The following is a 14,293-nucleotide window of genomic DNA, read 5'->3' as shown; positions in this document are numbered from 1 at the left end:
TAGATATAACAAGGGGCACCTCGGCGCCCCTTTTGTTTACTCCCCCAGCAGTTGTTGCCAGACCGCCAGCACATGGCCTCGTTCGGTCAGCAACTGGTCGTCCCCCACCTTGCGGGAGACTTCCGAGAGGTTGAGGCGATGGCCGAGGTTGCGGATCTCCAGATAGGCGTGCTTGAGCCCCTCCGCCTGCTCCAGGGTCAGCACTCCCGCCAGCACGCACTCGTCGAAGATGCGCACGTTATCGGACCAGCGGGTGAGCGCCTCGGGTTCGCCGCAGGCGTGGGCCAGCACCAGGTACTGGGCGATAAACTCGATATCCACCATGCCGCCGGGGGATTGCTTGAGATCGAACTCGCCAGCGCCCGCCTTGAGCAGGTGGTCCCGCATCTTGTGGCGCATCTCGCGCACCTCGCGGGCCAGGGTCGGCAGATCCCGCTCCTTGGCCAGCACGGCGCGGCGGATGCGGGCAAACTCGGCGATCACCGCCTCATCGCCATAGATGGGGCGGGCCCGTACCAGGGCCTGATGCTCCCAGGTCCAGGCCTCGTTTTGCTGATACAGCTCGTAGGCCGACAGCGACGAGACCAGCAGGCCTGAGTCGCCGGAGGGGCGCAGCCGCATGTCTATTTCGTAGAGAATGCCGGACGGGGTGCGGGTGCTGAACAGGTGCAGGATCCGCTGGGCGAGGCGCAGGTAGAACTGGCGGCTGTCGATGGGCTTGCGCCCGTCTGTGTAGCTGTTGGGGTCGCCGCCGTGCAGGAACACCAGATCGAGATCCGAGCCGTAGCCCAGCTCGATGCCGCCCAGCTTGCCGTAGGCCACCACCGCAAAGCCGCGTTGGCCGCTCACCGCCACCTCGGGCGGTACCCCGTAGCGCTCGCTCATCTGGGTCCAGGCCTGATTGACCACCTCCTCGGTGATCGCCTCCGCCAGCCAGGTGAGGTGGTCGCTCACCTTCATCAGCGGCAGGGCGCCGGCAATGTCGGCCGCCACGATGCGCAGCAGCTGCACCTGCTTGAACTGGCGCAGCGCCTCCATCTGCTGCTCCACGTCCTCTTCGGGGATGCGCAGCAGGAACTGACGCAGCTGGGGCTTGTACTGATCGAGCGGGGTGGGGTGGTAGAGGTGCTGCGGGTCGAGCAGCTCATCCAGCAAAATCGGGTAGCGGGCCAGCTGCTCGCTCACCAGATGGCTGGCGTCACACAGCCGCACCAGCTGGCGCAGGGCGCCCGGGTTTTCCGCCAGCAGTTGCAGATAGGCGCTGCGGGTGAAGATGCGGGTCAGCAGCTCGCACACCCGCTCGAACAGGCGGGCGGGTTGCTCGCTGGCGACCACCAGCCGCAGCAGCTCCGGCATCAGCCAGTCCAGCGCGATGCGCCCCTGCGGCCCCACCTGACGGCGCTTGTACTCCTCCTTGAAACGCAGCAGCGCGGCGCAGAGCGGGGCAGGCTCGGCCACCCCCTGCGCGGTCAGCAGTTGCTCCAGCTCGGCGGCGTCGAGCTCGGTGCGCCACAGATCGAGCCAGAGCTGCTCCAGGTGGGCGGGGGCTTCCTTTTCTTCCCCCACCACGGCGGCGAATTCCTGATGGACGGCCGCCATCTCCTCGTCCAGATGAGCCATGAAGGCAACCCAGTCGGCAAAACCCAGAGCTGCGACGAGCCGCTGGCGATCCCGCTCCTCGGTGGGCAGGGTCTGGGTCTGCTGATCGCCGATCTCCTGCAATATGTTTTCGACCCGGCGCAGGAAGCGATAGGCCTCCAGCAGGCGGTCGCAGTGGTCGGCTTCGAGGGCGCCGCACCGGGCGATGGCGGCCAGCGCCTCCGGCAGATGGCGCACCCGCAGGGCCGGCTCGCGCCCACCGCGGATCAGTTGCAGCGCCTGGGCGATGAACTCCACCTCGCGAATGCCACCAGCCCCCAGCTTGATGTTGCCCTCCAGCCCCTTGCGGCGCACCTCGGCGGCGATCATCGCCTTCATCTGGCGCAGGCCGTCGATGACGCCGAAGTCGATATAGCGGCGAAACACGAAGGGGCGCAGCATCTCGGCCAGCTCCAGCGCATGTTCGCATTGGGGGCCCAGCACCCGCGCCTTGACCATGGCGTAGCGCTCCCAGTTGCGGCCGTGGTGCTGGTAGTAATCCTCCATGGCGGCAAAGGAGATGGCGAGCGGCCCCGCATCGCCAAAAGGGCGCAGCCGCATGTCGACTCGAAACACCTGGCCGTCGACCGTACTCTGGTGCAGGGCGTTGATGATGCGCTGGCCCAGCTTGATGAAGAACTGCTGGTTGGCGAGCTCGCGCCGCCCGCCCACCGTGTAGCCGTTCTCGGGGAAGGTGAAGATAAGGTCGATGTCGGAGGAGAAGTTGAGCTCGCCGCCCCCCAGCTTGCCCATGCCGAGAATGAGCAGCGGCTGTGGGTTGCCGTCGCCATCCATCGGGGTGCCCAGCTCGTTGCACTGTTTGGCGTAGAGCCAGTCGCGGGCGGCGCAGATGAGCGCATCCGCCAGCTTGGTGAGGTGGATAAAGCTCTCTTCCACCGCAGCGTGACCCAACAGCTCGCGCCAGGCGATTACCAGCATGCGGCTGCGGCGGAACTGGCGCAGGATGCGCTTGAGCGCCTCCTCATCGTCCACCTCGGCCAGCAGGGCGGCCAGATCGCGTTGGTAGGCGGGCCAGCGCTCGGCCTGCTCCAGCTCTCCGGAGGCGAGCAGCTCGGTCAGCAACTCATGCTGTTTGAAGAGGGAGTCGGCGACAAAATCGGAGAGACCGAGCAGGGTCAGCAGAGTCTGGCGCACCGGCTCGGGTTGCGTGCCGTAGTCGGGGGCCAGTTCAGTCAGCCGTTGCCAGTGGCGCTGGGCCAGCTCCTGCAACTGGGGGGAGAAGGCGGAGAAAGAGGGAGAGTGCTGGGCCACGGTTGCCGTCCTTGTGATTAACGAAACTGCCGGATAAAAGGCTGGCTGCCAATCTAGCACTGTCGGGCCCTCGCGTCACAGCGCAGGGGCGAGAAGCATGATCCGGCGGGAATTATCGGCAGCCGGCCATTCAGGTGCGCTGGTATATATCGGGGTGGTAGATCTCCATCAGGCTGCCGGGGCTGGCGGGCGGCACGAAGCCGAAACCGGCGTATAGGCCGTGGGCGTCCGAGGTGGCGAGGGAGAGGCGGCGCAATCCCTGCAACTCGGGATGGTCGAGCATGGCCGCTACCAGCGCCTTGCTGTAGCCGCGGCCGCGATGCTCGGGCAGCACGAACACGTCGGCCAGATAGCCGAAGGTGGCGCGGTCTGTGATGACCCGGGCGAAGGCGACCTGCCGGCCGCCGAGGTAGCCGCCAAAGCAGAGCGAATGGTTGATGGCCCGCTGCAGGGTGGCAAGGGGGATGCCGCGGCACCAGTAGGCCTCTTCAGACAAGAAGCTGTGGATCAGCGGCAGGTCGAGCCGCCCCTGGTCGGCGCTGATTTCAAGCGCAAGTTCTGTGGTCTGCATCCTGGCTCCTTGCCGCGATGGAAAAAGAAAGGCCCTCGTGGGGGCCTTCCAGTCTAACCGGATTGCGGCGTTCAACAACAGCGGCCCTGTGTCAGGCCAGCTTGAAGGCCTGAATATGAGTATCCAGGGTCTGGCTGTGGCGCTCCACCAGTTCGGAAGCCTCCTGCAGCTCGCGCAGCACCACGACGGAGCCCTCCACCACCTGCTTGACCTGCTCCAGGTTGCCGCTCATCTCCTCGGCCACCGAGCTCTGCTGCTCGGAGGCGGCGGCGATCTGGCGATTCATGTCGGCCACCCCCTGTACCCGCTGCACTATGGTGGCGAGCTGGTCGCCGGCCTGGGTCACCTGCTCCACCCCCTTGTCGGCCTGTTGCACGCTCTGGGCCATCAGTTCGGCGGCCTGGCGGGCATTGCCCTGCAGCTGCTCGATCATCTTCTGGATCTCGACGGTGGCAGCCTGGGCCCGGTTGGCCAGCTCCCGTACCTCGGAGGCGACCACCGCAAAACCGCGGCCCGCCTCGCCGGCACGGGCGGCTTCGATGGCGGCGTTCAGCGCCAGCAGGTTGGTCTGCTCCGAGATGCCGCGAATGGTGTCGACCACTGAGCCTATCTGATCGACCCCCTGTTCCACCTGGTTGACCACGGTGGAGGAGCGTTGAATGTTGCCGGAGAGGGTGTCGATGGTGTTGACGGTGGCGGCCACGCAGCGGCTCCCCTCTTCCGCCAGCTGGCTGGTTTCGGCAGTGGCGTGGGAGGCCTGCTCCGCATGGGCGGCCACCTCGCGGATGGCGCCCACCATCTGGCTCATGGCGCTGGCCAGCTGCTCAATCTGGGTGAACTCCTCGCTGATGGCCTCGTTGGCCTCCTCCATGCAGAGGGTCACCTGGGAGGCGATGTCGTTGAGCTCCTTGCAGGCGACGCGCTGGGTGCCGAACACCTCCTTGAGGTTCTCCTGGGAGTGGGCCACCGCCTTGGCGATATCGCCGAATTCGTCACGGGACTTGAGCAGCACCCGGTGGCTCAGATCTTTGCGGGCGAAGCGTTCCAGCAACCCCACCAGATAGTGCACCTGCTTGACCATCAGGCGCGAGCCGGTCAGCAGCAGTACCACGAAGACCAGCCCCATGATGGCGGTCTCCATCAGGCCGGTCCAGAGCAGGCTGTTGGCGATGGTGTCCGCCTTGTCGGGGGCGATCCCTTCGCTGAGCAGGGTGGTTTCCAGATTGCTGGCGTCGAACCAGAGCTTGATCAGCAGCAGCACAGTACTGAACACCATGAGCAGTACCACTTTGGGTACCAGCCGGATATTGCTCATTCGCCTCTCCAGCGGGTTTAACTGCATAATATTTCTCCTTTTAATGACCGGTTTTCCTTTGTCCTCAGGGCTATCGGCATTATCTTCCTTTTTATTAATTCGCACCGTGCCTAAAGTGGGAAAATGTATGCGCCATCACTTAACTCATCTACGCGCCATGGATCTGTTGATGGCGTTTCTGTCGGTGATCTCGGTTGTGCTGGTCACTGCCCGCTGGTGGGGTCATCAAACCCTGGCCCCCCAGACCCTGCAGCTCTTCTATGACGTCGACAGCCTGATCTGCTACTTCTTCCTCGGCCACTTCGCCTATGGCTGGATCCGGGCCCCCGACCGGATGGCCTTCTTCAAGGCCAACTGGTTCTATCTGCCGGGCAGTCTGCCCATGGTGGAGCAACTGCGCTGGGCCCGTCTCATCCAGTTGTGGCGGATCTACCGGCTGCTGCGGGATCAGCCGGATCTGCTGGCCATGTTTCGCCGCGAGCGCAACGAGACCACCCTCTCCGGCATCCTGTTTCTGTTCTTCCTGCTGCTGGGGGTGGGATCAGGGGTGATGTACTGGGTCGAGTCGGGCCAGCCCGGCAGCCAGATCCAGACTCCCTACGATGCCTTCTGGTGGACGCTGGTGACCCTCTCCACCGTGGGGTACGGCGATCTGGTGCCCAAGACGGAGGAGGGGCGCTTCGTCGCCAGTCTGCTGATCCTGTTCGGGGTCGGCCTGTTCGGTGCCATCAGCGGTTTCATGGCCAGCCTGTTCCTGCAGCCGGGACGGGGGGATGCTGAGCTGGAGAAGTGGCGCCATCACCAGAGCGCACAGCAGGATCTGCTGCTGCAGGAGCTGCGTGCCCTGCGGGCCGAAGTGAAGGCACTGAAACAGAAATAGGCAGCGGCGTCCGGAATGGTCGCGTCGCGATAGAGACAAGTTGCGAGCCACCTCTCAGCTCGGGGGGGAGCCCTTTTCTTTGCTTGTCCTTTGACCCGCCGGCGGCTTAACATTCGCCAGTCACCTAACCAAACGAAGAGAACCGATCGACCATGCGCGCCCTTCTCGGGATCCTGATCTGCTTGTGTGCCCAACAGGCACTGGCCGATACCCGCTATGTTTCAGACAACATCTTTACCTTTATTCACAATGGTCCGGGCACCCAGTACCGGATCCTTGGCAGCGTCAAGGCGGGTGAGCCGCTGGACGTCAAGGCAGTGAACAACGAGGCCGGTTTTACCCAGGTGGTGGACGGTCGCGGCCGTGAGGGCTGGATCAAGAGCAGCGAGTTGCAGGGCGAGATCAGCCTGCGCGAGCGGCTGCCCCAGGTACAGAAAGAGCTGGAAGAGGCCAAGGCCCGCCTGCTGAACCTCAACGGTGACAACGAGAAACGCTTCGCCGAGAAGGATGGCAAGATCGCCGAGCAGAGCAAGGAGATCGCCACCCTCAAGGCCCAGCTGGCCAGCCAGGGCGAGGAGATGGGCAACCTCAAGGAACAGAACGACGCCCTGACCCAGAGCTACGACAACCAGGAGCACGACATGCAGATGGACTGGTTCATCCGCGGTGGGGCCATGGTGGGGGGCGGCATCCTGCTCGGCATCCTGCTGCCCATGCTACCCCGTCGCCGCAGCCGCGGCGATCGCTGGATGAACTGATGCCGGGTGTCGTCAGCAGAGTGAAGGGTCGCCATGGCGACCCTTCTTTTTTGCCTGGCGAAAAATTGTATACAAAATAAGGCGATGAATTTTGCCTGGTAGGCATATGGCGCCGATATAGTGCGCCATATGAGCCAATCAGCGATCTTTGTTAATAACAGGCAACAATTTCATTTCATCTATGGGTCGATATTGTATACATTATCGGCGTTTCGGCGGCACGACCGCCTTCGTCGATATCAGCCCTAGGGCGTACAGGAAGACCCCATATGTTCAAAGCTACCCAAGTGCTTGCCGCTGACTACATTCCCTCCGATCTGGCCGCCCTGCGCGAAGCCATCACCCAGAACTACGTGGTGGATGAAAATGCCTATCTGGCCGAACTGTCGGCCATGCTGCCGGGGGATGGCGCCTCGCTGGAACGGGTGACCCAGCGTGCCCGCACCCTGGTGACCAAGGTGCGCAAGGAGAGCGGCTCCGGCGATGGCATCGACGCCTTCCTGCAGGAGTACAGCCTGGATACCCAGGAGGGGATCATCCTGATGTGCCTGGCGGAGGCGCTGCTGCGCATTCCCGATGCCGAGACCGCCGATGCCCTGATCAAGGACAAGCTCTCCGGCGCCAACTGGTCGTCCCATTTTCGCAAGAGCGACTCCACCCTGGTGAACGCCTCCACCTGGGGGCTGATGCTGACCGGCAAGATCATCAAGCTGGACAAGAAGCTGGACGGCAACCCGGCCAACCTGCTGGGCCGCATGGTCAACAAGCTGGGGGAGCCGGTGGTGCGCTCCGCCATGTACGCCGCCATGAAGATCATGGGCAAACAGTTCGTGCTGGGGCGCGACATGAAGGAAGCCCTCAAGGCGAGCCGCAAGTCCCGCGAGAAGGGTTACACCCACACCTACGACATGCTGGGGGAGTCCGCCCTGACCCTGGCCGATGCCGACAAGTATTTCGGTGACTACCAGCGCGCCATCGAGGCGGTGGGCGGCGAGCGCATCAGCGACGGCGGCCCGGCTCCCTCCATCTCCATCAAGCTGTCGGCGCTGCATCCGCGCTATGACGTGGCGAACCGCGAGCGGGTGCTCGGCGAGATGTGCGAGCGGCTGGTGGGACTGGTGCGTCTGGCCCGCGACAAGGACGTGGCCATCAGCATCGACGCCGAAGAGATGGACCGCCTCGAGCTCTCCCTGGACTTGTTCGAGCAGCTCTATCGCTCCGACGCCAACCGTGGCTGGGGCAAGCTCGGCATGGTGGTGCAGGCCTACTCCAAGCGCGCCCTGCCGGTGCTCTGCTGGCTCACCGCGCTGGCCCGCGAGCAGGGGGATATCATTCCGGTGCGGCTGGTGAAGGGTGCCTACTGGGACAGCGAGCTGAAATATGCCCAGCAGGCCGGCCTGCCCGGCTACCCGCTGTTTACCCGCAAGGCGGGCACCGACATCTCTTACCTCGCCTGCGCCCGCTACCTGCTGAGCGAGCCGACCCGCGGCTTCATCTCGCCCCAGTTCGCCACCCACAACGCCAACACAGTGGTCAGCATTCTGGAGATGGCCGGTGATCGCCAGTTCGAATTCCAGCGCCTGCACGGCATGGGGGAGGAGCTGCACAACGCGGTGCTGAACGAGCAGCCCGGCCTGCACTGCCGCATCTATGCGCCTGTGGGTGCCCACAAGGATCTGCTGCCCTACCTGGTGCGCCGCCTGCTGGAGAACGGGGCCAACACCTCTTTCGTCCACAAGCTGGTGGACCCCAACACCCCGGTCGACTCCCTGGCCGAGCACCCGCTGCGCACCCTCAAGCGCTACTCCAGCCTGGCCAACGACCGCATTCCGCAGCCGGTGAACCTGTTCAGCGACCGCAAGAACTCCAGCGGCGTCAACATGAACATCGTCTCCATCCAGCGTCCCTTCTTTGCCAAGCTGAAAGAGCTGGAGAACAAGCAGTGGCTGGCGGGCCCCATCGTCGATGGCGAGACCCTCAAGCGCAACGAGGCCCGCGTGGTGCTGAGCCCGCAGGATGTGAGCCTGACCGTCGGCAAGATCCACTGGGCCGACGAGCAGGCGGTGGAGCAGGCGCTGGCTTCGGCCCACGCCGCCTTCCCGCGCTGGCGCGAGACTCCGGTGAGCGAGCGTGCCGCCGCCCTTGAGAAACTGGCGGATCTGCTGGAAGCGAACCGCGAGCAGTTCATCTCCCTCTGTACCCGCGAGGCGGGCAAGTTGCTGCAGGACGGCATCGACGAGGTGCGCGAGGCGGTGGACTTCTGCCGCTACTACGCGGTGCAGGCCCGCGGCCTGATGGGGCAGGCCACCCTGCTGCCCGGTTACACCGGCGAGATGAACGAGCTGTTCCTGCAGGGGCGTGGCGTGTTTGTCTGCATCAGCCCGTGGAACTTCCCGCTGGCGATCTTCCTCGGCCAGGTCGCCGCGGCGCTGGCCACCGGCAACACAGTCATCGCCAAGCCGGCCGAGCAGACCGGTCTCATCGCCCACCTGGCGGTGACCCTGGCCCATCAGGCCGGCATTCCGGGCGACGTGCTGCAACTGCTGCCGGGCGACGGCGCCACCGTCGGTGCCAAGCTGACGGCGGATGCCCGCATCGGCGGCGTCTGCTTCACCGGCTCCACCGAGACCGCCAAGCTCATCAACATGACCCTGGCCCAGCGCGATGGCGCCATCCTGCCGCTCATCGCCGAAACCGGCGGCCAGAACGCCATGATCGTCGACTCCACCGCCCTGCCGGAGCCGGTGGTGCGCGACGTGGTGAGCGCCGCCTTCCAGAGTGCCGGCCAGCGCTGCTCCGCCTTGCGGGTGCTCTACCTGCAGGAAGAGATCGCGCCGCGGGTGCTGGAGATCCTGACCGGTGCCCTGCAGGAGCTCAAGGTGGGCAACCCGGCCGAGCACAACACCGACGTCGGCCCGGTCATCGACGCCGAGGCCAAGGCCGGGCTGGATGCGCACCTGGTGCACATGATCCTGCGTGCCCGCCTGATCGCCCAGGCGCCGATGCCGGCGGTGACCCTGGGGGGTCACTTCGTGCAGCCGACCGCGCTGGAGATCGGCTCCATCCGCGAGCTGACCCGCGAGCAGTTCGGCCCCATCCTGCACGTGGTGCGCTACGCCGCGCGGGATCTGGACAAGGTGATCAGCGACATCAACGGCACCGGTTACGGCCTGACGCTGGGGATCCACAGCCGCAACGAATCCCATGCCGAGGAGCTGGCGAGCCGCATCAACGTGGGCAACGTCTACATCAACCGCAACCAGATCGGCGCCATGGTCGGGGTGCAGCCGTTCGGCGGGCAGGGCCTCTCCGGCACCGGTCCCAAGGCGGGCGGCCCCCATTACCTGAGCCGTTTCATTACCGAGAAGACCCGCACCATCAACACCACGGCGGTGGGCGGCAACGCCTCCCTGCTGGCGATGGGCGACGCCTGATCGACCGTGACCGACATCAGGCCGCCTGCGGGCGGCCTTTTTCATGGGCGTTTTTCATGGGCATTCTCATGAGTATTGAAAAGCCGCCATCTTGGGGTCGCCACCCGGCTTGCCGCGCCTTAATATGGTGGCCGGTTGTCGCTTTCATCCGTCACTGCCGCCCAGCCCCGGGCGCGCATTCCGACCGACGTCACAACAAAGAGTGCTGCATCTATGCCATTGACCGAACAGGCCCGCTGGCTCGTGCTGGGGGGCGATCACCTCGTCCTGCTGGATGACCAGGGGCGCATTCCACAAGGCCCCCGTGCCTGTCTGCCCAGCCACTTGCAGCATGCCGCCTTTGAGCGCTTTGACGAGTGGGACGGGCTGCCCTGCCTGCTGCTGGATCTGGGGGAGGCGGCTGACACCGCGCCCCTGACCCCGCTGCGCCAGCTGATGGTGGCCGGGGATGAAGAGGGCTTTCGCCTCGCCGGCCGTGCCTGGCAGCTCGCCACCTTTCGCCGTACCCACCGCTTCTGCGGCGAGTGCGGCGCCCCCATGAGCCCGAAGGCGGGGGAGTGGGCGCAAGGGTGCCGCCATGGCCACCTGGTCTATCCGCGCATCTCCCCCTGCATCATAGTGGCGGTGCGCAAGGGGCCCGCCATCTTGCTGGCGGCCCACCGCCGTCACTATCAGGCCGAGGATCCCATGTATACCGTGCTGGCGGGTTTTGTGGAGGCGGGGGAGAACCTCGAGCAGTGCGTGGCGCGGGAGGTGTTCGAGGAGAGCGGCATCCGGGTGCGCAATGTGCGTTACGTGGCGAGCCAGCCCTGGCCGTTTCCCCATAGCCTGATGATGGGCTTCACCGCCGATTATGAGAGCGGCGAGATCCGGGTGCAGGACGAAGAGCTGGTGGCGGCCGATTTCTTCGAGGCCGATGCGCTGCCAAGGCTGCCACCCCACGGCACCATAGCGCGGCGGCTAATCGAGCTTTGCCTCGGCGAGCAGGCCTGAGGGATGCAATGAGGGATGCAAAGAGGGGCGCTTGTTTGCGCCCCTTCACATCTTTGCACTCCAACGGCGGCGGCTGGCGTTTGAGCCGCCCCCCGCCGCGCACAAAGTGGTATCATATCCGCCATTTTATGCTGGATATGACTCAGGAACTGGGATGAAAGAGCTGAAGAACGATCGTTACCTGCGTGCCCTGCTGCGCCAAGAAGTGGACATGACCCCGGTATGGATGATGCGCCAGGCTGGCCGTTATCTGCCGGAATACAAGGCCACGCGCGCCCAGGCGGGGGACTTCATGTCCCTGTGCCGCAACGCCGAGCTGGCTTGTGAAGTCACCCTGCAGCCGCTGCGCCGCTATCCACTCGATGCCGCTATCCTCTTCTCCGACATCCTCACCGTGCCCGATGCCATGGGCCTGGGTCTCTACTTCGAGCAGGGTGAAGGCCCGCGCTTCGAGCGTCCGATCACCTCCATGGCCGATGTGCAGGCGCTGCCGGTGCCGGATCCGGAAGACGAACTCGGCTACGTGATGAACGCGGTGCGTACCATCCGCCGTGAGCTCAAGGGCGAAGTGCCGCTCATCGGCTTCTCCGGCAGCCCCTGGACCCTGGCCACCTACATGGTGGAGGGGGGCAGCTCCAAGGCGTTCACCAAGATCAAGCAGATGATGTATGCAGAGCCGCAGACCCTGCACCTGCTGCTCGACAAGCTGGCCGACAGCGTGATTGCTTATCTCAACGCCCAGATCAAGGCGGGTGCGCAGGCGGTCATGGTGTTTGACACCTGGGGCGGCGTGCTCACCCCGCGCGATTACCGCGACTTCTCCCTGCAGTACATGCACAAGATCGTCGACGGCCTGATCCGCGAGCACGACGGTCGCCGCGTGCCGGTCACCCTGTTCACCAAGAACGGTGGCCAGTGGCTGGAGCAGATCGCCGCCACCGGTTGCGATGCGCTGGGTCTGGACTGGACCACCGACATCGCGGACGCCAAGCGTCGGGTCGGCGACAAGGTGGCGCTGCAGGGCAACATGGACCCCTCCATGCTCTACGCCAGCCCGGCCCGCATCCGTGAAGAGGTCGCCTCCATCCTGGCCGGTTTCGGTCACGGCAACGGCCATGTATTCAACCTGGGGCACGGCATCCATCAGGATGTGAACCCGGAGCATGCCGGCGTGTTCGTCAACGCGGTCCACGAGCTGTCCGCCCAGTACCACGGCCGCTGAGCGCCGCCGACAGCACAGTGAACAACGGGGCCTGCGGGCCCCGTTTTGCTGTCTGCTGCGGGGGCTGCATCCTGACCGCCGCTCGGGTTACACTGCAACCCGGTAGAGGGCGGTCGACTGCAGGCGGGCACGACAGCGTGCACCCCGGAGCTGGCGCCCTGCGGTCATGGCTGGAGGCAGGATGAGCAACAGGTTGTTGGATTGGGGTATCGACCTTGGCGGTACCAAATGCGAGTGCGTGGTACTGGACGGGGACGAGGTGCTGCTGCGCCATCGCATTCCCACCGAGCGTGCCGGCGGTTATGACCACATGATCGGCCAGATCGCCAAACTGGTGGCCGAGTGTGCCGACAAGATCGGTCAGCGGCCGACCCTTATCGGCATGGGGACGCCGGGGGCGCGAGATCCGCAAACCGGCCTGATGAAGAACTGCAACACCACCGAGCTCAACGGCAAGCCGTTCAAGGAAGATCTGGAGCGCCGGCTCGGCGTGCCGGTGCTTATCGCCAACGACGCCAACTGCTTCGCGCTGGCGGAAACCCATCTGGGAGCCGTGCGCCAGCACCACCCTGATGCCAAGGTAGTGTTCGGCATCATCATGGGCACCGGGGTTGGCTCCGGCATCGTCATCAACGGCCGCATCCTCAACGGCCACCACGGCATCGCCGGCGAGTGGGGCCACAACGTGCTCTCACCGGACGGCCCCGAGTGCTACTGCGGCAAGCGCGGCTGCGTCGAGACCTTCATCAGTGGTCCGGCGCTGGAGACCTGGTACGAGGCCAAGGCGAAGCGTCACCTCTCGCTGGCCAAGATAGCGGCGGCGACGGCTCACGATCACGTGGCCAAGCTCACCATCGACCGGCTGCACCTGCTGTTTGGCCAGGCGCTTGCCAACGTGGTGAACATCCTGGATCCGGATGTGATCGTCATCGGCGGCGGGGTGGGCAACGTGCAGAGCCTGTACCGCGCGGGACGGGAGACTATTTTGCCCTTCCTCTTTAATCCCCGCTTCGCCACCCCCATTATTGCTCCAGCCTTGGGGGACAGCGCCGGGGTATTCGGGGCGGCACTGCTGGCCCGTGGTGAATTTCAGGATGCCCTGCTGTCGTGAGTCAGCCATCCGCTTGTCCCTTTGTCCATGCTGAGGACCCGGAATTTTCATGATCAAGATTGCCATCAACGGGTACGGGCGGATCGGCCGCAACGTGCTGCGGGCCCTCTACGAGAGCGGCCGCGACAAGAACATCAAGATAGTGGCCATCAACGAGCTGGCCGCTCCCGAGGCCATGGTGCACCTGACCCGCTTCGACACCAGCCACGGTCGCTTCCACCATCCGGTGCAGCTGGCCGGCAACAGCATGCTGGTGGGGGAAGATCTCATCTCCCTGTTCGCCGAGCGGGATCCGTCGCGCTTGCCGTGGCGGGCGCTGGGAGTGGACGTGGTGCTGGACTGTACCGGAGTGTTCGGCTCGCGGGCCGATGCCGAGCTGCATCTGGCGGCGGGGGCGGGCAAGGTGTTGTTCTCCCATCCGGCCGAGGCGGACGTGGACGCCACCATCGTCTACGGGGTCAACCATCAGGTGCTGACCGGGCGCGAGCGGATCGTCTCCAACGCCTCCTGCACCACCAACTGCGTGGTCCCCGTCATCGAAACATTGCATCGAGAATTCGAGATAAATTGTGGTACTATTACGACAATTCATTCGGCCATGCATGATCAGCAAGTCATCGATGCCTACCACAGCGACTTGCGCCGAACCCGCGCCGCCAGCCAGTCCATCATCCCGGTGGATACCAAGCTGGCCAAGGGGTTGGAGCGGATCCTCCCCCACTTCGCCGGCAAGTTTGAGGCGATCGCGGTACGGGTACCGACCATCAATGTAACGGCAATGGATCTCAGTATTACTGTTCGTAAAAAAGTGACGGTTACTGACGTAAATCAAGCCCTGCAACGGGCATCCAGAGGTACATTAAGCGGTATTCTGGATTACACGGAAGAGCCACTGGTCTCCGTAGACTTTAATCATGATGCTCACTCCTGCATCATTGATGGTACCCAGACCCGGGTCAGCGATGCCAACCTCGTCAAGATGTTGATGTGGTGTGATAACGAATGGGGCTTCGCCAACCGCATGCTGGATACCACCCGGGCCATGATGGCCGCAGGCTGAGAGCCTGCACCGGGCGCAAGGTTACTGTTTTTAACATTA

General features: G+C 64.5%; 10 protein-coding genes. 7 read left to right on the top strand and 3 right to left on the bottom strand.

The genetic code is table 11. The annotated features are described in order from the left end of the window. Window positions 1–36 precede the first annotated feature (36 nt). The 3 genes from glnE to CAK78_RS08405 form a co-directional block, all read right to left on the bottom strand. Window positions 37–2,910 (bottom strand): bifunctional [glutamate--ammonia ligase]-adenylyl-L-tyrosine phosphorylase/[glutamate--ammonia-ligase] adenylyltransferase, encoded by a 2,874-nt coding sequence (gene glnE, locus CAK78_RS08415; protein ID WP_176452722.1) that lies wholly within the window; start codon window positions 2,908–2,910, stop codon window positions 37–39. Window positions 2,911–3,040: 130 nt separating this feature from the next. Next, on the bottom strand, window positions 3,041–3,481 hold the full coding sequence (locus CAK78_RS08410) for a GNAT family N-acetyltransferase (protein ID WP_094696982.1): 441 nt from the start codon (window positions 3,479–3,481) through the stop codon (window positions 3,041–3,043). 91 nt (window positions 3,482–3,572) lie between these two features. After that, window positions 3,573–4,823, bottom strand: coding sequence for a methyl-accepting chemotaxis protein (locus CAK78_RS08405; RefSeq protein ID WP_005309321.1), 1,251 nt, complete (start codon window positions 4,821–4,823; stop codon window positions 3,573–3,575). A gap of 31 nt (window positions 4,824–4,854) precedes the next feature. Here CAK78_RS08405 and CAK78_RS08400 point away from each other — a divergent pair, with 31 nt between their 5' ends. The 7 genes from CAK78_RS08400 to epd all read left to right on the top strand — a co-directional run bounded on the left by CAK78_RS08400 (window position 4,855) and on the right by epd (window position 14,254). Further along, on the top strand, window positions 4,855–5,676 hold the full coding sequence (locus tag CAK78_RS08400; protein ID WP_094696981.1) for a potassium channel family protein: 822 nt from the start codon (window positions 4,855–4,857) through the stop codon (window positions 5,674–5,676). Window positions 5,677–5,828: 152 nt separating this feature from the next. Further along, entirely contained in the window at window positions 5,829–6,434 is a 606-nt protein-coding gene (locus tag CAK78_RS08395; RefSeq protein WP_005309324.1) for a TIGR04211 family SH3 domain-containing protein, read from the top strand. 269 nt (window positions 6,435–6,703) lie between these two features. Next, window positions 6,704–9,868 carry a bifunctional proline dehydrogenase/L-glutamate gamma-semialdehyde dehydrogenase PutA gene (gene putA, locus CAK78_RS08390; RefSeq protein ID WP_094696980.1) on the top strand — a complete coding sequence of 1,055 codons (3,165 nt, stop codon included), beginning with the start codon at window positions 6,704–6,706 and terminating at the stop codon, window positions 9,866–9,868. 213 nt (window positions 9,869–10,081) lie between these two features. Next, window positions 10,082–10,861: an NAD(+) diphosphatase gene (gene nudC / locus CAK78_RS08385; protein WP_094696979.1), complete on the top strand. Its 780-nt coding sequence runs from the start codon at window positions 10,082–10,084 to the stop codon at window positions 10,859–10,861. Between the two features lie 154 nt (window positions 10,862–11,015). Beyond that, complete coding sequence (gene hemE, locus CAK78_RS08380; RefSeq protein WP_010635049.1) at window positions 11,016–12,083, top strand: uroporphyrinogen decarboxylase; 1,068 nt, start codon at window positions 11,016–11,018, stop codon at window positions 12,081–12,083. 181 nt (window positions 12,084–12,264) lie between these two features. Next, window positions 12,265–13,194, top strand: coding sequence for an ROK family protein (locus CAK78_RS08375; protein ID WP_094696978.1), 930 nt, complete (start codon window positions 12,265–12,267; stop codon window positions 13,192–13,194). Between the two features lie 49 nt (window positions 13,195–13,243). Further along, window positions 13,244–14,254, top strand: a complete 1,011-nt coding sequence (gene epd / locus CAK78_RS08370; RefSeq protein ID WP_010635047.1) for an erythrose-4-phosphate dehydrogenase — start codon at window positions 13,244–13,246, stop codon at window positions 14,252–14,254. The last annotated feature ends 39 nt before the right edge of the window (window positions 14,255–14,293 follow it).

Origin of the sequence: Aeromonas sp. A35_P, from assembly GCF_002259925.1 — a bacterium.
GTDB classification, from domain to species: Bacteria; Pseudomonadota; Gammaproteobacteria; order Enterobacterales; family Aeromonadaceae; genus Aeromonas; species Aeromonas dhakensis.
This window is presented reverse-complemented; position numbering and strand designations above follow the sequence as displayed.

Excerpts from the sequence above, each read along its gene's own strand:
- putA (WP_094696980.1), top strand. The coding sequence starts at position 6,704 with ATGTTCAAAGCTACCCAAGTGCTTGCCGCTGACTACATTCCCTCCGAT.
- epd (WP_010635047.1), top strand. The coding sequence starts at position 13,244 with ATGATCAAGATTGCCATCAACGGGTACGGGCGGATCGGCCGCAACGTG.
- hemE (WP_010635049.1), top strand. The coding sequence starts at position 11,016 with ATGAAAGAGCTGAAGAACGATCGTTACCTGCGTGCCCTGCTGCGCCAA.
- CAK78_RS08410 (WP_094696982.1), bottom strand. The coding sequence starts at position 3,481 with ATGCAGACCACAGAACTTGCGCTTGAAATCAGCGCCGACCAGGGGCGG.
- CAK78_RS08375 (WP_094696978.1), top strand. The coding sequence starts at position 12,265 with ATGAGCAACAGGTTGTTGGATTGGGGTATCGACCTTGGCGGTACCAAA.
- CAK78_RS08405 (WP_005309321.1), bottom strand. The coding sequence starts at position 4,823 with ATGCAGTTAAACCCGCTGGAGAGGCGAATGAGCAATATCCGGCTGGTA.
- CAK78_RS08395 (WP_005309324.1), top strand. The coding sequence starts at position 5,829 with ATGCGCGCCCTTCTCGGGATCCTGATCTGCTTGTGTGCCCAACAGGCA.
- nudC (WP_094696979.1), top strand. The coding sequence starts at position 10,082 with ATGCCATTGACCGAACAGGCCCGCTGGCTCGTGCTGGGGGGCGATCAC.